Below are 18444 nucleotides of genomic sequence, written 5' to 3'. Positions count from 1 at the left end.
CTTATGGCCAAGAAAATCTTCGCAGGTCACGTACTCAGGAAGGTGCGAGAGGGCCAGCGCCTCACGCAGATGGAATTCGCGAAGAGGCTCGGCCTTTCCGCGTCCTACGTCAATCAGCTCGAGGCGAACCAGCGCCCCCTGTCGGCTGCCGTCCTGCTTTCCGTCGGCCGGATCTTTTCCGTAGACATGGCAAGTTTCGAAGCTGACGATCTCGACCGGATCGTGGCCGATCTCGGCGAGGCCTTGGCCGATCCCATGTTTCGCGGCGCAAAGCCGGGCCTGCAGGATCTGAAGTCTGTCGCCACTCATGCGCCGGATTTCGCCAAGGCGTTTCTCGATCTTCACGGCGCAATGCGCCGTGTGCTGGAGCATCAGGCCTCCGTTGATGACGTCATAAACGCCCATGGCACCTCGCCGCGCGCCGAAGCGCGCGCCGCCCTGCCTTACGAGGAGGTGAGGGACCATTTCCACTATATCGACAATTACGTCGATGCCCTCGACCGCGCGGCGGAAAGGACGGCGGGCGAGCTTGGCCTTGCATGGTCGCAGGAAAAGGCCCGCCTTATTGGCGAGCGTCTGGAAGCCTTGCACGGGGTTTCCGTTTCGGTGATGGACGCCGCCGATCCGCACGGGCCGATCCTGCGGTTCGATCCAGCGCGTAGGATGGCGAGCGTCGCGCTCTCCCTGCCGCAGTCGACGCGCGACTTTCTGCTCGCCGGCCTGCTTGCCAGGTTCGAGGCGGCGGAGATCATCGACGATCATGTGGCGAAGGCCGGGTTTCGCGCGCAAGGGGCGGAGGAAGTATGCCGGCTCGCCATGCGGAATCATTATGCGGGCGCGCTGCTCCTGCCCTATCAGGCGTTTCTGGATCTGGCCCGCTCCACCCGTCATGATCTCGACCGCATGCAGATCGTTACGGGCGCTTCGCTGGAGCAGGTCGGCCATCGCCTGTCCACGCTCCAGCGGCCGGGCAACAAGGGAATTCCGTTTTACTTCCTGAAGGTTGATCGAGCCGGCAACGTCATCAAGCGTCACAGCGCGACGCGCTTCCAGTTCGCGCGTTACGGCGGCGCCTGCCCGATGTGGAACGTGCATGAAGCTTTCGAGCGTTTGCCGGCGCGCACCCTCGTGCAGATCGGCGAGATGCCGGACGGCTCGCGTTATCTCTGTCTTGCCCGCAGCACGGTCAAGCCGCCGACGAGCCACCAGACGCGCGAGCGCCGCTATGCGCTGGGGCTCGGCTGCGAAATCTCCTACGCCAGTGAGATCGTCTATGCGGACGGCCTTGCGATCGGCGAAAAGAGCGAGGTCGCGAAAATCGGTATCAACTGCCGCATTTGCCCGCGGGACGATTGCCTGGAACGCGCTTTCCCCGCGGTCGACCGCAAGATCGAGCTTGATCCGGACGCCCGCGGCATCGTGCCGTTCACGCTGGCCTGATTTCGATTTCTTTCGGACCTCAGGCCTCGCTTGCCAGGCCGAAGGCTTCGAAAATGGCATCCGCTCCGAGATCGGGAGACGGCGGGTAAATCCACTGCCTGTTGATCTGCTGCTTCATCTCCTTGCCTTCCTCCCGCGTCTTCTGCACTTCGCGGTCCCAGCCGGTCGTGAACGCTGCCCCCCATGGCCCAAGATCAAGGCAGGTTGCGTAAAATTCCTTCCTGAAGACTCGCGTCGGCAGGCCCAGAAGGTCTCGCAGGGCGTTGTGTCCGGCGAATTGGCCAAGCGGCATGGCGTGCTGGCAGGACATGAAGACTTCATGTGTGTCGTCGGCAAGCACGTTTGCCGTGTCTCCGGCGGCGAAGACGTCGTTCGTGCCGGTCGCCTTCAGGTCTCGATCGACCGTGAGCCTGCCGTGCCTGTCTCTTTCGCCGGGGATGGATTTCGTGAGCGGGCTTGCCTCCATGCCCGTTGCCAACACCGTTACGTCCGTCTCGATGCGCTCGCCGTCGTCGAGCATGACTTCGCTGGCGGAAATTCGCTCAACCGCGCGCCCGAAGCGGGTCTCGATCCGGCATTCGCCGAGCGCTTCCTCGATGGCCGCGCGCAGATTGGGGCCGAGTTCGATGCCGGCCCTTTCGGCATGGTCGATCAGGACGATCCGTGCCATTGCCCCCATGCGTGCGCGCAATTCCGTGGCAAGCTCCAGGCCGGTGAAACTTGCTCCGATCACGACCGCCGTCGCGGTGTCGGGCAGGCCGGCAAGCCTTTCGTCGAACCTTGCCGCTTCTTCGAACGTATCGACAGAATGGCAGTATTCATCGGCACCCCGCACGGGTATCCGCTTCAGTCGGCTCCCGGTCGCAAGCACCAGCCGCCGGTAGGACAGCGTCCGACCGTCGGAGAGGATCACGCTTCGCGCCGCCGGGTCTATATCGCGCGCCGTCGCGATCGTCAGGTCGACGCCGATCGTCTTCAGCAGGGGCGCGAGCGGCACCCGCATTTCCCCCGCTGCTCCTTCGTAGAGCCTGGGCCGGATCGTGAGGCAAGGGTCCTTGCTGACAAGCGTGATCGAAATGTCTCGCCCGGTGGCTGCCTTGCGTTCCGCGGCCGCGCTCATCGCCGCCCAGACGCCGGCGAAACCGCCGCCGAGAATGATGATATCGCTCATTCCGGTCTCCATCGTTTGCGAAGAATTCCGGGCAAGTGTGCAATTTGCGAATTATTTAATAAACTTGCTATTCAGCGAACCGAATTTGCAAAGGTGCAAACAAATGCTTGCCTGGGGGGATTACCACCTCGTTCTCGAAGTGGCGCGGGCGCAAGGGCTTGCCGGCGCGGCCGAGAAGCTTGGCGTAACCTTTTCGACCGTTTTCCGTCGGCTCGAGCGGGTCGAGGAAGAGCTTGGCGCCAAGCTGTTCGAGAGGCTTCGCTCGGGTTATGTGCCGACCGATACGGGCGGAGAGATCGTGCGGGCCGCGGAGCGGATGGAACAGGAGGCACTCGCCGGGGACCGCGCCGTGACGGGGCGCGACCAGCAGCTTGTGGGCCGGCTCGTGGTCACGGCAACGGAAGTTCTGGCGACCTGCTTTCTCGCCCGCCATCTCCCGCACTTTTGCGCCGCGCATCCCGGTTTGTCCATCGAGTTGGTATCCGACAACCGCCGCCTCAGCCTTGTCGATCGGGAGGCGGATATCGCGATCAGGCCCCGGCGCCCGCAGGAGGAAAGTCTTGTCGCGCGCAAGGTCGGAACCCTTGGCTGGGGAATTTTCGCGTCACCCGAGACGGCCCGCCGCATCGGTCAAGTCCGGACGCTTGCGGACCTTGTCGAACCGGAACTCGTTTGCTGGGATGGGGGCGCGGCGGCGCGGGAGGTGCAGGGCTGGATCGAGGCGGCCTTCGAAAATCCGAAGGTCACATGCCGTTCCAGCAGCATGATGACGGTTGCGGCTCTCGTTGCGCATGGCCGGGCTTGCGCGGCCCTGCCGTTCATGCTCGCCAACATGTGGCCGGGCCTGCAGCCGGTTTATCATCCGCTGCCGGGTCTTGCCGCCGAACTGTGGATCGTTACCCACCAGGATCTGCGCCGGAACGCGAGGGTTCGCGCGCTGCTGGACTTTCTTGCCGGTGCTGCCCGTGGCGATGTTGCGCTGAACGCGCTTGCGCGTGAAAGCGGGTGATGCCGCCCGGCGTGGCGCGCCCCGTCAGATTTCGAAATCGGGAATCTCGGCCACGGCCGCGCGCAGTTTTTCCGACCAGAGCTCCGAAAGCTGCGAGAAATAGGCGTTGTCCTTTTCGATGCGCATCTGGCGTTCGGCTGTGAAGCTGTCGGTGTTGTAGAGCAGGAGGTCGATGGGCATGCCGACCGAAAGGTTGGAGCGCAGCGTGGAATCGAAGGAAAGAAGCACCAGCTTCGCCGCCTGGCCAAGGCGCATGTCCTGCTGCGTCACCCGGTCGAGGATCGGTTTGCCGTATTTGTGCTCGCCGATCTGCAGGAAGGGCGTGTCCGCGGTTGCCTCGATGAAGTTTCCCGCGTCATAGATCTGGAACAGGCGCGGTGCCTCGCCCTTGATCTGCCCGCCGAGGATGAAGCTGACGAGGAAGCTTTCCGCGCTGGCCTCAAGTTGCTCGCCGTCAATCTTCTTCACCATGCGCGCGGCGCTTCCCACCACGCGCGCGGCCTGGAACATGGTTTCAGCCGTCATCAGCGTCGGGCCTTTCGCCTCCGGGTCGTTCATCTGCTCGCTTAGCAGGCTGACGACAGCTTGCGTAACGGCAAGGTTTCCCGACGAAAGAAGGACGAGCACCCGCTCGCCCTTTTTTTCGAAAACCGTCAGTTTCTTGAAGGTGGCGACGTTGTCGAGGCCGGCGTTGGTGCGGGTGTCGGAGGCGAAGACAAGCCCACGGTCGAGTTTGAGACCCACGCAATAGGTCATATGTTGTCCTGACGTGTCAGCGCGGCAAATGGAATGCCGGACGCGATACGGTTTACTGCTGCTGGAATTGCTGCTGGTGTTGCGACACGGAAACCTCGACCTGCAGCCGTTCGTCGATTCCCCCGAATTGTACTCCGCGAATTGGCGCTGCGGAACGGGAATCGAGCCCTATCGACAGGCGGATATGATGATCCGTCGGGCAAAGACCGTTGGAGATGTCGAATCCTACCCAGCCGAGGCCTGGAAGCAACACTTCCGCCCAGGCGTGATGGGCCTCGGATTCCTGTTCTTCGGTAAGCAGCAGATAGCCCGAGACGTAGCGCGCCGGTACGCCGATGGAGCGCGCGGCGGAAATGAAGATATGCGCATGGTCCTGGCACACGCCTTCGCCCGCGGCCAGCGCGTCGGCACCGGCGGAATGCACTTCCGTTACGCCCACCCGGTAGGCCACCTTTTCGCGAATTGCCGCCATAAGGTCGTGGAAGCCGGAGAGCATGTCTTCCTTGTCGGCAAGCGCGCCCAGGCGGCGGATCGCCTGGTTGGGTCGTGTCAGCGGCGTCTCGCGGGTGAAGACGACGTCGGGCGCCGGGCAAGGGGGCTTGCCGATCACGCCCGAAAGATCCTGCGTTTCCACGATGCCGCGCGCGGTGATCGCGATTTCGCTCATCGGCTCGCGGTGGCTGACGATATGGACGAGGTTGCCGTAGGCATCACGATAGGTCGCCGCCTGCTCGATACCGGGCACGTCGATCGTCCATTCGAGCACTTTCTGTCCCGGCCCGCTCGCCGGCGTCAGGCGCAGCTGCTGGATGGTGTGCGCCAGCGGTTCATCGTAGTGATATCGTGTCGTGTGATTGACGGCGAGGCGCATTTTCTTGTCGTCTCCGTCCGGTCCGGCCTTCAGGCGAAGTTGTAATCGGCGGACAATTGATGGCTGAGCCCGTTGTTGCGGGCGATGAAGTCGGTCAGAAATTCATGCAAGCCGTTCTGGAAGATTTCTTCCATCGTTTGCTGGGTTAAAAGACCGTGCGTGTCGGTTGCCATATCGTGACTGAGAAGTTTCTCGCCATAACTTTCCGTCAGATCGGACATGCAGTCTTCGATCCAGTCGTAGCAATAGGCAAGCGAGCGCGGCATCTCTTTCCTCAGGATCAGGAATTCCGCGACGTTGAAGGCCTTCAGGCTGGAATCCCGGTAGGCGTGGCGGTAGCTGCGGTTGGCCGAAACCGAGCGAAGGATGGTCGACCACTGGTAGGTGTCGAGGCTGCCGCCGATCACCTCGTTGTCGGGCAGCAGGATCCAGTATTTCACGTCGAGGATGCGCGCAGTGTTGTCGGCGCGCTCGATGAAGGCGCCGAGCTGGGAGAAATAGTAGCCGTCGTTGCGCATCAGGGTGCCGAGCAGCGCGCCGCGGAAAAGCATCGCCCGCTGCTTCACCCAATTGAGGAAATCGGGCAGCTTGTCGTCCGTCATGTGCTGCGGGCGCACCTCGGAAAAGCCGATGTAGGTTTCGTTCAGGCTTTCCCACATTTCGGAGGTTATGGCGGTGCGCACCGAGCGGGCGTTGTTGCGCGCCTGTTCGATGGAGGAACGCACGGACGACGGGTTGTCGCGGTCGAAGAGGAGGTAGTTGACCGCGTTTTTCTGCGTGAATTCCTCGTATTTCTCCTCGAAACCCGTACAGCATCCGGCACTGACGAGGGTCGAGCGCCAGTCTTCTTCCGCGTCGGAGGCAAAACGCGGCGTCATGGCAATGCGGTAGGCCACCTCGAGCAGACGGGTCATGTTCTCCGCTCTTTCGTTGTAGCGCGACATCCAGAAGAGCGAAGAGGCTGTTCTGCCGAGCATGGCTTTTTTCTTTAGTCTTCTAGGACCCATGTGTCTTTCGTGCCGCCACCCTGGCTGGAGTTGACGACGAGCGATCCCTTCTTGAGTGCAACGCGTGTTAGCCCGCCCGGCGTGATGCGGACCTTGTCCCCCACCAGCACGTAGGGCCTGAGGTCCACATGCCGGGGCGCGACTCCGGATGAAGAATGCGTCGGGCAGGTCGAAAGCGAGAGCGTCGGCTGGGCGATGTAGTTGCGCGGGTTTGCCTCCAGCCGCTTTCTGAATTCGGCGAGTTCCCGCTTGGAGGAGGTCGGCCCGATCAGCATGCCGTAGCCGCCGGAGCCATGGACCTCCTTCACCACCACTTCGGAAAGGTGGTCGAGAACGTATTTCAGGTCGTCCTCCTTGGCGCAGTTCCATGTCGGCACGTTGTTCAGGATCGGCTTTTGTCCGGTGTAGAATTCGATGATGTCGGGCACATAGGCGTAGATCGCCTTGTCGTCGGCGATGCCGGTTCCCGGCGCGTTGCAGATCGTCACGTTGCCAGCCCGGTAGGCATCGAACAGGCCCGGAACGCCCAGCATGGATTCGGGCCGGAAGGTGAGCGGGTCCAGGAAGGCGTCGTCGATGCGCCGGTAGATCACGTGAACCTGCTGGGGGGTGCGGGTCGTGCGCATCCACACCTTGCCGCCTTCCACGTAAAGGTCGCGCCCTTCCACGAGTTCGGCCCCCATCGTGTCGGCAAGGAAGGCATGCTCGAAATAGGCGGAATTGAAGATGCCGGGAGTGAGCACGCAGATCGTGGGATCTTCGACACCGTCGGGCGCGACGCTTTTCAGCGTTTCCTTCAAGAGGTCGGGATAATGTTCGACCGGCGCCACCCGGTACTTGCGGAAGAGGTCCGGGAAGAGGCGCATCATCGTCTCCCGGTTCTCCAGCATGTAGGAAACGCCGGAAGGTGTGCGCGTGTTGTCTTCCAGCACGTAGAACTCGTTCTGGCCGACGCGCACGATATCGGTGCCTATTATATGGGCATAGACCCTGGCCGGCGGCGTGAAGCCGATCATCTCGGGCAGGAACGCCTCGTTCTGGATGATGAGATCCGCCGGGATCCGCCCCGCGCGGATGATTTCCTGCCGGTGGTAGATGTCATGGAGGAAGGCATTGAGAGCCTTCACCCTTTGGTCGATGCCGGCGGAAAGCCTGCGCCATTCGGAAGCCGATATGATCCGGGGCATGATGTCGAAGGGGATCAGCCTCTCGGTCGCCTCGGATGTTCCGTAAACGGCGAAGGTGATGCCAAGGCGGCGGAAAATGACTTCCGCCTCGCGGGATTTCTTTCTCAGTTCGGCGGGGTTCTTGCCTTCAAGCCATTTCGCCAGGTCGCGATAGGGCGCGCGTGCGCCGCCGCTCTCGTCCAGCATCTCGTCGAAAAACCGCAGTTCCTCCATGCGACCCCCGGATTTGTTAATTACGCAAGCATTGCAAAGATTTCGGGTAAACCCAAGCCCATTATCCATTCGTTGTTTGCCCAAAGGTCCGGCAGGCGCGGAATCATGCGGCGCCGGTGGCGAAGACGTGGGCGTTCGCAAACCGGTTTGACGCATGCAACGGCGTCGGCCAAAGTCGTTCACCCGATCAACGATCCGGCGCACCGATCCGGCAAGGGCGGGCTTGCGCCAAATGACAAGGACAATCCGGGAGGAACTGAATGAAGCGTTTCCTGAAAGCCGCCTTTGCGGGCGCGGCAGTCCTCATGGCTGCGGCAAGTGTCCACGCGCAGGAGGTCACGCTGCGCGTGCATCACTTCCTGCCGCCTCAGGCGCCGGTGCCCAAGAACTTTATCACGCCCTGGGCGGAAAAGGTGGAAAAGGAGTCCGGCGGCCGCATCAAGGTCGAGGTCTATCCGGCCATGCAGCTCGGCGGAAAGCCGCCCGCCCTTTACGACCAGGCGAAAGACGGCGTGGTCGATATCGTCTGGACGCTGCCGGGCTACACGCCTGGCCGGTTCCCCGGCACGGAGGCGTTCGAGCTTCCCTTCATGCCGGCGAAAGCGGAGGCGACCAGCCAGGCCGCCTGGGATTTTTATGAGAAATACCTGCAGGACGAGTTCAAGGACACGCATATGATCGCCGCCCACGTGCATGGGCCCGGCCTGCTTCACGTGAAGGGCGACGGCGTTCAAAAGCTTGAGGACATGCAGGGGTTGAAGCTTCGCGGCCCCACGCGCCAGACGACCGCCCTTCTTGAAAAGCTGGGTGCCACCGCCATCGGCATGCCCGTGCCCGCCATGCCCGAGGCGCTTTCGAAAGGCGTTATCGACGGTACGGTCATCCCGTGGGAGGTGACGGCGCCGCTCAAGGTTTCCGAGCTTGTCGACACCCATACGGATTTCGACAGCGACAGGGGCCTCTATACGGCGTTCTTCGTCTTCACGATGAACAAGGACCGTTACGAAAGCCTGCCGGAGGACCTGAAGGCGGTGATCGACGCAAACAGCGGGCGTGAGACGTCGCGCTGGGTCGGCCGCGTCATGGACGAAGGCGATGCGCCGGGCATCGCGATCGCCGAAAAATCCGGCAACAAGATCTTCAAGCTTCCGCCCGAAGAGGTTGCCCGCTGGAAGGAGGCCGCCGCTCCGGTCGTCGACGCCTGGATCGAGGATGTCTCAGCCAATGGCTATGATGGTGCCGCCATGGTCGAGGACGCCAGGGCGCTGATCGCCAAATACGCCGGAGGCAATTGATTGAGAAGACGAAAATACGGAGCCCGGAGGGATGCCGGGCTCCGCATCTGTTTTCGGGAGGCGCGCCCATGACGGTGCTTATTTCGGGTGGTGGCATCGCCGGCCTGACGCTTGCGCTCAGCCTTCACGAAGGCGGCGTTCCGGTGAAGGTTTTCGAGGCGGTGGAGGCGCTGAAGCCGCTTGGCGTCGGCATAAACCTTCAGCCCCACGCGGTGCGGGAGCTTGACGAGCTTGGCCTTCTTGCGGAGCTTGACAGGATCGCGCTTCGCACGCGCGAGGTCGCTTACTTCTCCACGCACGGCAAGCTCATCTGGTCGGAGCCGCGCGGCCTTGAGGCCGGCTATAACTGGCCGCAGTTCTCCATCCATCGCGGCAAGCTGCAGATGCTTCTCTTCGATGAGGTGCGCCGGCGCATCGGGGAGGAAGCCATAGTCACCGGCGCTGCCGTGGAGGGCTGGCGGGAGTTTGGCGACGGGGTGGAGATCGATCTCGCCAATCGCTCGAATGGCGCTTCGCTCGGCGCGGTGTCGGGTTCGCTCTTCGTTGCCGCCGATGGCATCCATTCCGCCACGCGCGCCGCACTTTATCCGGACGAGGGCCCGCCCGCCTGGGGCGGCACCGTCATGTGGCGCGGTGTCACGCGGGGGCCGCGCTTCCTGACCGGACGCTCGATGGCGATGGCCGGCTGCAAGGCGCGCAAGTTCGTCTGCTATCCGATTGCCGACGATGGCGAGGATGGCTCCCTCATCAACTGGATCGCGGACCTCAGGTTCCCGGACGATTATCTCTGGCGGCGGGAGGACTGGAACCGACCGGGCAGGCTTGAGGACTTTTTGCCGAGCTTCGAGAACTGGCATTTCAGTTGGCTGGACGTTCCCTCGATCATCCGTGGTGCCGAAAGCATCTACGAATATCCGATGGTCGACCGTGATCCGCTGCCGCAATGGACCTTCGGGCGCATGACGCTGATGGGCGATGCGGCGCATGCCATGTACCCCATCGGCTCCAATGGCGCGAGCCAGGCCATTCTGGATGCCCGCGTTCTCACGCGTGAGCTTCTCATCCACGGTCTGTCGCCCGCCGCCCTTCGCGCTTATGAGGCGGAGCGGCGTCCGGCGACCGCGAATATCGTGATGTTGAACCGCGCCGACGGTCCGGACAAGGTGCTTGATATCGTGGAGGAAAAGGCGCCCGACGGTTTCGCCGATATTCATGACGTCATGAGCCGCGAGGAGCTTGAGGAAACGGCGAATGCCTACAAGCAGACGGCGGGCTTCGCGGTTGACGCGCTCAACGCGAGAGAACGGATCGTGCCTCTCGGCGCGACGCTTGGGCCGTGATCCAGGTTGATAAGCATGTATAGCTTCTCAACCTGGTCCTGCCCCATAGGGCGAAACCGGTGAAGCGTGGCCCCGTTCTGGCTTATTCCTGCTTCTTGAAGTCGATTTCCGCCATCAGGTCGCCGGCAAGTTCCTCAAGGGCGGCGCGGAGATCGCTTTCGTCGGCGTCGGGCGGCAGGACGATGTCGGCCTGAACGGAGAACATGCGCTCGCCGCTCATCGAGCCGGAATAGGCCTCGCTCGTCAGCTCGTCGATCGATACGCCATGGTCGGCAAGGGCGGCGGCCACCGAATGGATGATACCGGGGTGGTCCTGGCAGACGAGCGAAAGCGAGGCGTGACGCCCTTCGGGCGGCGGGGTCGGCGCGCCCCGGCGCACTGTCACGGCGATGCCTTCGCGCCCGAGCCCGTCCAGCGCTTCCTCCAGCATCGGCACGCGGTCGTCATCCACCTTTACGCGCACGATGCCCGCGAATTCGCCGGCAAGCCTCGCCATGGAGCTTTCCACCCAGTTGCCGTCTTCGGCGGCGATCACATCGGAAAGCTTTTCGACGAGGCCGGGGCGGTCGTTGGCGATAACGGTCAGCACGAGATCGGTGGACATGGGGGCGATTCCTCGGTAAGCGCGGCGTCGTTTTGACGTAGCGTATTCCCGTACTGCCCCTTTGAACACAGTCCTTGCGCCTTCTATCCGCCTATTTGCGACCCGGAACCTGGGCGTCGCCGAAAAGCTTGTGGCCGATCTGGCGCAGTTTTCTGGCCATCTTCATCTGGAAACGCACGAAGGGCGGCAGCACGCTGTGATTGAACGCCACTTTTCGCACATTGTCGCGCACGTGCCATCGGAACCATGACCCTGCCGGAAAATAGGCCGTATCGCCTGCCCTGAGGAGACGCCGCGATCCGTCGGGCGCGGTCACCTCCACGGAGCCTTGGAGGATATATACCGCCTCGTCGCCGCCGTAGTACCAATGGAACTTGCCGGCCGTGCAGTCCCATACGGCGGTGTTGGCGAAGCCGTCGACGGAACGCGCGAGTGGCGCCACCCGCGCCACCGGTTCGCCTTCGATGATCCATTGCGGGCGGATGGGTGCGGGGCGCATGGGAAGGGTGCCGACCGATGCGGCTGCGAAATCGAATTCCGAGACCCCGGATTTGCTGCCGATGTCCGCAAGTCCGGCGGCGAAATCATCCGACATCCTGTCCCCCTCCCGAAATCATATTTCCCCAACCGAGGAAGAGTGGCGGAGAGATGCTGAAAATCGCGTTTGGATTTTTCGGACACTTTTAATGACCGCGAGGGAAATGAATTTGCCCCTTTTGCGGCCTCCTGGACGCCGCCGACTGAAAATCACGCCACGGTACGACGTTTGGCAGACGGCATCTGTCGCATTTCTTCTTGCGGGGCGCTCCCCGCTCCACTAGCGTGCGGCAACTCAAGACGGCGTCCCGTAAGGGGCTGAAAACGAGTTCGGTGGCGGTCGACCCAATCCGGGGGCCCAGTCCGGAGCTGTCTGATGCTGCGGGATCCCGCGCAAGCAGTCTTTCGCTTGCGCAATGGCCTTTGGCCTCTTTCGTTTTCAACCCCTCGCAATGGTCGCCGGATCGATTTTCGACCGAACGAGGGAGTCCCTCCGCATGTTCCGATTCTTGCCCGCAGCCGCAGCCGCTTTTTTTCCGGTGCTCGTTCCCGCTGCCGCCAATGCCCATGTCGGCCACGTCGGCGATCTTGCCGGCCATTCGCACTGGGCGGGCATTGCCGCGGTCGCGGGAGCGGCCGTTCTCGCCGGCATTGTCGCTCTAAAGGCGAAGCGTAAAAGGCAAGCTGAAGCCGGAACGGAGGATGGAGAGGCGGTCGAAGCTGATTCGGATGCGCCGGAGGCCGCCCGATGAGCGAGAAACTCGGTCTCATGATTTGCGGCCACGGCAGCCGCAACCGCGCCGCCGTGCGCCAGTTCGCCACCCTGTCGGAGCGTTTGAAGGAGCGGTTTCCCGACTGGCCGGTCGAATACGGCTATCTGGAATTTGCAGAACCCGTCATTCGGGACGGGCTCGACAAGCTGCGCGATTCGGGGTGCACGCGCATTCTCGCCGTTCCGGGCATGCTCTTTGCCGCCGGTCACGCCAAGAACGACATCCCTTCAGTCCTCAACACCTACCAGGCGGAGAATTCTGGTGTTCGCATCGATTATGGCCGCGAACTTGCCATCGACACGCGCATGGTCCGCGCGGCTGGCGACAGGGTGCGCGAGGCGCTCGATGCCGCGGGCGGCGACGTGCCGATGCATGAGACGCTACTCGTCGTCGTCGGCCGTGGATCGTCAGACCCGGATGCCAATTCCAATGTCGCCAAGATCACCCGCCTTTTGTGGGAAGGCATGGGCTTCGGCTGGGCGGAAACTGCCTATTCTGGCGTCACATTCCCGCTGGTGGAACCCGCACTTGAACATGCGGCGAAGCTCGGTTACCGGCGCATCGTCGTTTTCCCGTATTTCCTTTTCACGGGCGTTCTCGTCAGCCGCATCTATTCCTTTACCGATGAGGTGGCGGAGCGTCACCCGGATATCGAGTTCGTCAAGGCGGGCTACCTCAACGACCACCCGCAGGTGATCGATACCTTCGTGGAGCGCGTGGAAGAGATCCTGCAGGGCTCGAACGTGATGAACTGCCAGCTCTGCAAGTACCGCGAGCAGGTACTTGGTTTCGAGGCGGAAATCGGCCTTCCTCAGGAAAGCCACCACCATCATGTGGAAGGGCTCGGGTCGTCCGCCGAATGTCACCTTTGCGACGATATCTGTACCGGCGCGTGCGAAAAACAGGTGCGCGAAGGCGGTCATCATCATCATCACCACGGGCACGACCATCACCATCATCACGACCATGGTCACGATAACGATCATTCCCACGATCATGGGCATCACCACCATCCCTACCCGCATGCGGATCACCCTCTCGGGCCGAAATCCATGAGGCGAACGTGAGCAAAACCGGCGCGCCCGCCCGTCTTTACGATTACGAGCGCGACCCGGCCGCGATTTATCGCCAGTCCTTCGCCATCGTGCGCGAAGAGGCAAATCTCGACCCTCTCCCCGAGGAACTTCGGGAAGCCGCGATCCGCCTCGTCCACGCTTGCGGCATGCCGGACATCATAGGCGAGCTTTCATGGAGCGGGGATATCGTTTCGCGCGCCAGATCCGCGATTGGCGCGGGCGCGCCGGTTTTCACCGATGTGAAGATGGTCGAACACGGGATTATCGGCAAATACCTGAAGGCGAATAACGAGATCGTCTGCACGCTGGATGATGCCCGCGTGCCCGCTCTTGCCGAAAAGCTCGGCACGACACGCTCGGCCGCTGCCGTCGATCTGTGGGCGGAGCGGCTGGAAGGCGCTGTGGTTGCCATCGGCAATGCGCCGACCGCACTTTTCCATCTGCTTGAACGCATTGCGGAAGGTTATCCGAAACCGGCTGCGATCCTCGGGTTTCCGGTCGGTTTCGTCGGTGCCGCGGAATCAAAGGATGCCCTGGCCGATAACCCGTTCGGAATTCCCTTTCTGACACTTAGGGGAAGGCGAGGCGGCTCTGCCCTTGCCTCCGCCGCCGTCAACGCGCTTGCTGCCGGCCTGCCGGAAGAGGTGCGCCAATGACCGGACCCTGGCTGACGGTGATCGGCATCGGCGAGGATGGCCCCGCTGGGCTGTCGGAAATCGCCAGATCGGCGCTGAAATCAGCCGAATTCGTCATCGGCGGCAAAAGGCATCTGGCTCTCGCCGGCCCGCTGACCGGCGAAAGCATGGAGTGGCCTGCCCCCTTTTCCGACGGCCTGAAACTGATTGAGGAACGGCGCGGAAAACCGACTGTCGCACTCGCCACCGGCGATCCCATGTGCTTCGGCCTCGGCGCCACCTTGTCGCGCCGCTTTTCTGCGCGCGAAATGACGGTCATACCGGCTCCTTCGTCCTTTTCCCTCGCCGCATCAAGGCTTTGCTGGCCATTGCAGGATGTCGAAACCCTGTCGTTTCATGGCCGCCCGCTTGATGGGATACGGGCGCATCTTTACCCCGGCGCACGGCTTTTGTGTCTGACGGCGAATGGCGAAACGCCAAGGCTTGCCGCCGATATTCTGGCGGATGAGGGCTATGGCGCAAGCCGCATGACGGTGCTCGAACACCTTGGCGGTCCGCGCGAGCGTATCGTTTCTGGAATCGCTGAAAGCTGGCATGAACGGGGTGCCGATCTCAACCTGATGGCGATAGAGGCCGTGCCCGTGCGTGATACGCCGGTGCGCGCCCGCGTTCCCGGCCTGCCGGATGACGCTTTCCGCCACGACGGCAAGATCACCAAGCGGGAAATCCGGGCCGCGACGCTTGCCAAGCTTGAGCCCCATGCGGGCGCGCTTCTTTGGGATATCGGGGCGGGTTCGGGTTCCGTTTCCATCGAGTGGATGCGTTCATCTCCGCGCGCCAGGGCAATCGCGCTGGAGCCGAATGCCGAACGTCGCGGATTCGCGCTTGCCAATGCGGCAGCACTTGGCACGCCAGGCCTTGATCTGCGCGATGCATCGGCGCCCGAAGGCCTGGAAGGCCTGGCCCAACCGGATGCCGTCTTTTTCGGCGGCGGTCTTACGGCGCCTGGCGTGGTCGAGGTGGCGCTCGACGTGCTGAAATCCGGCGGACGGCTTGTTGCCAACGCGGTGACGCTTGAAAGCGAGGCGGTGCTCCTGAAAGCTTTCGAAAAACATGGCGGCGAACTTTGCCGGCTCTCCATCCAGCGTGCTTCGCCCGTTGGCGGGCTCACCGGCTGGCGTCCGTTGATGCCGGTCACCCAATGGAGCTTGGTGAAACCATGACGACGCCCGGCACGCTTTACGGCGTCGGGCTCGGCCCCGGCGATCCGGAACTTTTGACTTTGAAGGCCCATCGGCTGATCTCGAACGCCGCCGTGATCGCCTATCCCGCACCCGATGACGGCGAAAGCTTCGCGCGCGCAATCGCGGCGGAATTCATCCCTGAAAACGCGCGGGAGATCCCGATCGTCGTGCCGATGCGCCTGGAGCGGTTTCCCGCGAAATCCGTATACGACAAGGCGGCCGGAGACATCGCCCATGTTCTTCGCGAGGGCGAGAATGTCGTCACGCTTTGCGAGGGCGATCCCTTCTTCTACGGCTCGTTCATGTATCTTTTCGAGCGTCTGGCTGGGCGTTTTCCGTGCGAGATCGTGCCGGGCGTGACCTCGCTCACGGCTTGCGCCTCCAGGCTCCAGCGCCCTCTGACATCGCGAAACGATGTGCTGACCGTCATTCCTGGGCCTTTGCCGGATGGTGAAATCCGCAAGCGCATCGAGGATGCGCAGGCGATCGCCATCATGAAGGTGGGGCGGCATCTTTCCCGCCTCAAGACGCTTCTTGCCGACATGGGCCTGCTGAGCCATGCGGGCTACGTCGAACGGGCGACACTCCCTTCGGAAAACGTCGTTCCGCTCGCCCGACTCGAGGCGGACAACGCCCCCTATTTCTCGATGATCCTCATCTACAAGGGAGACGAAGCGTGGATGCTTCCCCCGCAATTCTCGTCCTGACGCCGGCGGCCCTTTCGACCGCGCGCAAGCTTGCCGAAGGCATTCCGCAGGCAACGTTACATGGGCTTGCCCATCGCGTTACCGGCACGGATGTGCCGTTCTCCGATACGCTTGACCAGATCCGCGCGCTTTATCAGGCGGGCAGCCCGATCATCGGCGTTTGCGCGAGCGGCATTCTCATTCGCGCGCTCGCCGCCGTCATCACCGACAAGCTGTCGGAGCCCCCGGTGATCGCGGTGTCGGAAGATGGCGCCAGCGTCGTGCCGCTTCTGGGCGGGCATCGCGGGGCGAATGCGCTTGCCCGCGATGTTGCGGCCCTTCTCGATGGTCATGCGGCGATCACCACTGCCGGCGAAACCGCGCTCGGCGTTGCCCTCGACACGCCGCCGAAGGGTTGGTGGCTTGCCAATATTCGCGATGCCAAGGGCGTCATGGCCCGTCTTCTGGCGGGCGAACCCGTCAGGGTCGAAGGTCACGCCGGCTGGCTGTCGACCACGCGCCTGCCGGTCAGGAACGACGCGAAGCTGCGGCTCGTCCTCACCGAAAAAGCCGTTGAGGGCAATGAGGATACGCTCGTCTACCACCCGCGCCGGCTGGCGGTTGGCGTGGGCTGCGCGCGCGGCTGCGATCCCGCCGAAATGACGGCTCTCGTGCGCGAAACGCTGGCGGATGCCGGTCTTGCCGAAGGCGCGGTCGGGTGTGTCGCAAGCCTCGATCTCAAGGCGGACGAGCCGGCGATGGCCGCTGTGGCGCGAGCCCTGAAGGCGCCGTTTCGCGTTTTTTCGGCGGAAGAGCTGGAGCATGAGGCGGACCGTCTCGCCAATCCGTCCGAAGTCGTTTTCGCCGAAGTCGGCTGTCATGGCGTGTCGGAAGGAGCGGCCCTTGCCGCAGCAGGCCAGCATTCCAAACTACTGGTGGAAAAGCGAAAATCCGCAAATGCGACGGTCGCCGTCGCCATTGCGGATGATCCGATAGACGCCGCCACGGTTGGCCGGGCACGCGGCAAGCTTGCAGTCATCGGCATCGGGCCGGGGCAGGATGCCTGGCGCACGCCGGAAGCCTCCAGGCTCCTGTCGGAAGCGGATGAGATCGTCGGCTATTCGCTCTACCTCGACATCGTCACGCCCCTTATCCAGGGCAAGCCGCGCCACGCCTTTCCCTTGGGGGCGGAAGAGGAGCGCGTGCGTTTCGCGCTGGAACGCGCCGGCGAAGGCCGCTCCGTCGCGCTCGTTTCCTCGGGTGACGCCGGCATCTATGCCATGGGTGCGCTCGTATTCGAGCTTCTGGACCGACCGTCGGGCGAGGGCGGCGTCAGCGATGCCGCAAAGCGCATCGAAGTCGTCAATGCGCCGGGTATTTCCGCTCTTCAGGCGGCGTCGGCCCTTATCGGTGCGCCTTTAGGGCATGATTTCTGCGCGATTTCGCTTTCCGATCTGCTTACGCCGTGGGAGGCGATTGAAAAACGTCTGAAAGCCGCAGCGGAAGGCGATTTCGTCATCGCCTTTTATAATCCGGTCTCCAAACGTCGCCGCACACAGCTTGCCGCCGCTAAAGACATCTTGTTGCAGCACCGCCCGGCGGAAACGCCCGTCGTCCTTGGCGTCAATCTCGGGCGCGAGGGGCAGAGCGTGCGCGTGACGACGCTGGGCGATCTCACGGTGGATGAAGTCAACATGCTGACGACGGTTCTCGTCGGCTCGTCGAATTCGAAGGCCGTGAAGCGCGGCTCCGGCGAGATATTCGTCTACACGCCGCGCGGCTATGCAAAGCGCATCGAGGAGAAGCTATGACCGTTCATTTCATCGGCGCGGGGCCGGGCGATCCGGACCTCATAACCGTGCGCGGGCTGAAGCTGATCGAGCGTTGCCCCGTCTGTCTTTATGCCGGTTCGCTGGTGCCGGAGGCGATTGTCGAGGCAGCCCCGGAAGGGGCGCGGGTAATCGACACAGCCCCCATGACGCTTGACGAGATCATGACCGAGATCGAGGCCGCTCACGCGCGTGGGCAGGATGTGGCCCGCGTTCATTCGGGCGATCCTTCACTTTACGGGGCGATTGCCGAGCAGATCAGGCGGCTGAAGGCGCTCGAAATTCCGTTTGACGTCACGCCCGGAGTTCCGGCCTTCGCGGCCGCCGCCGCAGTGCTGGGGCAGGAATTGACGGTGCCTGAAATCGCCCAGACGGTAATCCTGACCAGAACGGCGATGAAATCCTCCGTGATGCCCGAGGGCGAGGATCTGACGACGCTTGGCAAATCGGGCGCCACGCTCGCGATCCATCTTTCGGTCAGGAACCTGCGCGAAATCGAGCGCCAGCTCATCCCGCTTTACGGGGCGGATTGCCCGGTCGTGGTCGCTTACAGGGTCGGCTGGCCGGATCAGGCTTTCATTCGCGGCACCTTGTCCGACATCCGGGAAAAGGTGCGCCTTTCCAAGATCACGCGCACCGCGCTCATTTTCGTCGGCCACGCTCTGGAACCGGACGAAGATTTCCGCGATTCCGCGCTTTATCACGCCGACCATGTGCATGTGCTGAGGCCGAAGCGGAAAGCGAAGGCGTAATTTGTTGGGGGAAGAGGGC

18 protein-coding genes are annotated in these 18444 nt (G+C 62.8%); 11 read left to right on the top strand and 7 right to left on the bottom strand.

Going from position 1 to position 18444, the window contains the following annotated elements:
- The first annotated feature begins 3 nt into the window (after positions 1–3).
- A complete protein-coding gene (locus tag HPQ64_RS01610) occupies positions 4–1440 on the top strand; it encodes a helix-turn-helix domain-containing protein (RefSeq protein ID WP_172886651.1) in 1437 nt (478 codons plus the stop codon).
- A 19-nt stretch (positions 1441–1459) separates the two neighbouring features.
- Here HPQ64_RS01610 and HPQ64_RS01605 read toward each other — a convergent pair whose 3' ends face one another.
- Positions 1460–2611, bottom strand: coding sequence for an NAD(P)/FAD-dependent oxidoreductase (locus HPQ64_RS01605; RefSeq protein WP_172886650.1), 1152 nt, complete (start codon positions 2609–2611; stop codon positions 1460–1462).
- 103 nt (positions 2612–2714) lie between these two features.
- Here HPQ64_RS01605 and HPQ64_RS01600 point away from each other — a divergent pair, with 103 nt between their 5' ends.
- Positions 2715–3620, top strand: a complete 906-nt coding sequence (locus HPQ64_RS01600) for a LysR family transcriptional regulator (RefSeq protein WP_172886649.1) — start codon at positions 2715–2717, stop codon at positions 3618–3620.
- Between the two features lie 24 nt (positions 3621–3644).
- On the opposite strand, the gene HPQ64_RS01595 is transcribed toward HPQ64_RS01600, so the two are convergent.
- The 4 genes from HPQ64_RS01595 to HPQ64_RS01580 are packed head-to-tail and all read right to left on the bottom strand — an operon-like array spanning position 3645 to position 7654.
- The gene (locus HPQ64_RS01595; RefSeq protein ID WP_172886648.1) at positions 3645–4376 is read right to left on the bottom strand and encodes a proteasome-type protease; all 732 of its coding nucleotides are present in this window, start codon (positions 4374–4376) and stop codon (positions 3645–3647) included.
- A gap of 52 nt (positions 4377–4428) precedes the next feature.
- Positions 4429–5247 carry a transglutaminase family protein gene (locus tag HPQ64_RS01590; protein WP_172886647.1) on the bottom strand — a complete coding sequence of 273 codons (819 nt, stop codon included), beginning with the start codon at positions 5245–5247 and terminating at the stop codon, positions 4429–4431.
- 29 nt (positions 5248–5276) lie between these two features.
- On the bottom strand, positions 5277–6224 hold the full coding sequence (locus tag HPQ64_RS01585; RefSeq protein WP_172886646.1) for an alpha-E domain-containing protein: 948 nt from the start codon (positions 6222–6224) through the stop codon (positions 5277–5279).
- A gap of 11 nt (positions 6225–6235) precedes the next feature.
- Positions 6236–7654, bottom strand: a complete 1419-nt coding sequence (locus HPQ64_RS01580) for a circularly permuted type 2 ATP-grasp protein (protein WP_172886645.1) — start codon at positions 7652–7654, stop codon at positions 6236–6238.
- A gap of 260 nt (positions 7655–7914) precedes the next feature.
- On the opposite strand from HPQ64_RS01580, the gene HPQ64_RS01575 reads away from it, so the two are divergent.
- Together HPQ64_RS01575 and HPQ64_RS01570 are read left to right on the top strand one after the other, a co-directional pair.
- The gene (locus tag HPQ64_RS01575; protein ID WP_172886644.1) at positions 7915–8949 is read left to right on the top strand and encodes a TRAP transporter substrate-binding protein; all 1035 of its coding nucleotides are present in this window, start codon (positions 7915–7917) and stop codon (positions 8947–8949) included.
- 68 nt (positions 8950–9017) lie between these two features.
- Positions 9018–10289, top strand: a complete 1272-nt coding sequence (locus tag HPQ64_RS01570; RefSeq protein ID WP_172886643.1) for a flavin-dependent oxidoreductase — start codon at positions 9018–9020, stop codon at positions 10287–10289.
- Positions 10290–10371: 82 nt separating this feature from the next.
- On the opposite strand, the gene HPQ64_RS01565 is transcribed toward HPQ64_RS01570, so the two are convergent.
- Both HPQ64_RS01565 and HPQ64_RS01560 read right to left on the bottom strand, forming a co-directional pair.
- The gene (locus tag HPQ64_RS01565) at positions 10372–10893 is read right to left on the bottom strand and encodes a glycine cleavage system transcriptional repressor (protein WP_172886642.1); all 522 of its coding nucleotides are present in this window, start codon (positions 10891–10893) and stop codon (positions 10372–10374) included.
- 91 nt (positions 10894–10984) lie between these two features.
- A complete protein-coding gene (locus HPQ64_RS01560; protein ID WP_172886641.1) occupies positions 10985–11488 on the bottom strand; it encodes a cupin domain-containing protein in 504 nt (167 codons plus the stop codon).
- Between the two features lie 439 nt (positions 11489–11927).
- Here HPQ64_RS01560 and HPQ64_RS01555 point away from each other — a divergent pair, with 439 nt between their 5' ends.
- From HPQ64_RS01555 to cobM, 7 genes are read left to right on the top strand one after another with little or no spacing between them, the layout of a single operon-like run.
- On the top strand, positions 11928–12182 hold the full coding sequence (locus HPQ64_RS01555; protein ID WP_172886640.1) for a DUF6732 family protein: 255 nt from the start codon (positions 11928–11930) through the stop codon (positions 12180–12182).
- Complete coding sequence (locus HPQ64_RS01550) at positions 12179–13270, top strand: sirohydrochlorin chelatase (RefSeq protein ID WP_172886639.1); 1092 nt, start codon at positions 12179–12181, stop codon at positions 13268–13270. The genes HPQ64_RS01555 and HPQ64_RS01550 overlap by 4 nt, the downstream gene beginning before the upstream one ends.
- The gene (locus HPQ64_RS01545) at positions 13267–13935 is read left to right on the top strand and encodes a precorrin-8X methylmutase (RefSeq protein ID WP_172886638.1); all 669 of its coding nucleotides are present in this window, start codon (positions 13267–13269) and stop codon (positions 13933–13935) included. Before HPQ64_RS01550 ends, HPQ64_RS01545 begins: the two co-directional genes overlap by 4 nt.
- On the top strand, positions 13932–15137 hold the full coding sequence (cbiE, locus tag HPQ64_RS01540) for a precorrin-6y C5,15-methyltransferase (decarboxylating) subunit CbiE (protein ID WP_172886637.1): 1206 nt from the start codon (positions 13932–13934) through the stop codon (positions 15135–15137). The genes HPQ64_RS01545 and cbiE overlap by 4 nt, the downstream gene beginning before the upstream one ends.
- Positions 15134–15865 (top strand): precorrin-2 C(20)-methyltransferase, encoded by a 732-nt coding sequence (gene cobI, locus HPQ64_RS01535; RefSeq protein ID WP_210260047.1) that lies wholly within the window; start codon positions 15134–15136, stop codon positions 15863–15865. The genes cbiE and cobI overlap by 4 nt, the downstream gene beginning before the upstream one ends.
- Complete coding sequence (cobJ, locus tag HPQ64_RS01530; RefSeq protein ID WP_172886635.1) at positions 15835–17655, top strand: precorrin-3B C(17)-methyltransferase; 1821 nt, start codon at positions 15835–15837, stop codon at positions 17653–17655. The genes cobI and cobJ overlap by 31 nt, the downstream gene beginning before the upstream one ends.
- A complete protein-coding gene (cobM, locus tag HPQ64_RS01525; protein WP_172886634.1) occupies positions 17652–18425 on the top strand; it encodes a precorrin-4 C(11)-methyltransferase in 774 nt (257 codons plus the stop codon). The genes cobJ and cobM overlap by 4 nt, the downstream gene beginning before the upstream one ends.
- Positions 18426–18444 lie beyond the last annotated feature (19 nt).

This window comes from Hongsoonwoonella zoysiae, from assembly GCF_013266695.1.
GTDB lineage: Bacteria > Pseudomonadota > Alphaproteobacteria > Rhizobiales > Stappiaceae > Hongsoonwoonella > Hongsoonwoonella zoysiae.
The sequence above is the reverse complement of the archived record's forward strand: the minus strand, read 5'-3'. Positions and strand labels throughout refer to the sequence as shown.

Coding starts and splice junctions, on each gene's coding strand:
- HPQ64_RS01605 (WP_172886650.1), bottom strand. CDS start 2,611: ATGAGCGATATCATCATTCTCGGCGGCGGTTTCGCCGGCGTCTGGGCG.
- HPQ64_RS01555 (WP_172886640.1), top strand. CDS start 11,928: ATGTTCCGATTCTTGCCCGCAGCCGCAGCCGCTTTTTTTCCGGTGCTC.
- cobI (WP_210260047.1), top strand. CDS start 15,134: ATGACGACGCCCGGCACGCTTTACGGCGTCGGGCTCGGCCCCGGCGAT.
- HPQ64_RS01575 (WP_172886644.1), top strand. CDS start 7,915: ATGAAGCGTTTCCTGAAAGCCGCCTTTGCGGGCGCGGCAGTCCTCATG.
- HPQ64_RS01595 (WP_172886648.1), bottom strand. CDS start 4,376: ATGACCTATTGCGTGGGTCTCAAACTCGACCGTGGGCTTGTCTTCGCC.
- HPQ64_RS01585 (WP_172886646.1), bottom strand. CDS start 6,224: ATGCTCGGCAGAACAGCCTCTTCGCTCTTCTGGATGTCGCGCTACAAC.
- HPQ64_RS01570 (WP_172886643.1), top strand. CDS start 9,018: ATGACGGTGCTTATTTCGGGTGGTGGCATCGCCGGCCTGACGCTTGCG.
- cbiE (WP_172886637.1), top strand. CDS start 13,932: ATGACCGGACCCTGGCTGACGGTGATCGGCATCGGCGAGGATGGCCCC.
- HPQ64_RS01600 (WP_172886649.1), top strand. CDS start 2,715: ATGCTTGCCTGGGGGGATTACCACCTCGTTCTCGAAGTGGCGCGGGCG.
- cobM (WP_172886634.1), top strand. CDS start 17,652: ATGACCGTTCATTTCATCGGCGCGGGGCCGGGCGATCCGGACCTCATA.
- HPQ64_RS01580 (WP_172886645.1), bottom strand. CDS start 7,654: ATGGAGGAACTGCGGTTTTTCGACGAGATGCTGGACGAGAGCGGCGGC.
- HPQ64_RS01560 (WP_172886641.1), bottom strand. CDS start 11,488: ATGTCGGATGATTTCGCCGCCGGACTTGCGGACATCGGCAGCAAATCC.
- HPQ64_RS01590 (WP_172886647.1), bottom strand. CDS start 5,247: ATGCGCCTCGCCGTCAATCACACGACACGATATCACTACGATGAACCG.
- HPQ64_RS01550 (WP_172886639.1), top strand. CDS start 12,179: ATGAGCGAGAAACTCGGTCTCATGATTTGCGGCCACGGCAGCCGCAAC.
- HPQ64_RS01610 (WP_172886651.1), top strand. CDS start 4: ATGGCCAAGAAAATCTTCGCAGGTCACGTACTCAGGAAGGTGCGAGAG.
- HPQ64_RS01565 (WP_172886642.1), bottom strand. CDS start 10,893: ATGTCCACCGATCTCGTGCTGACCGTTATCGCCAACGACCGCCCCGGC.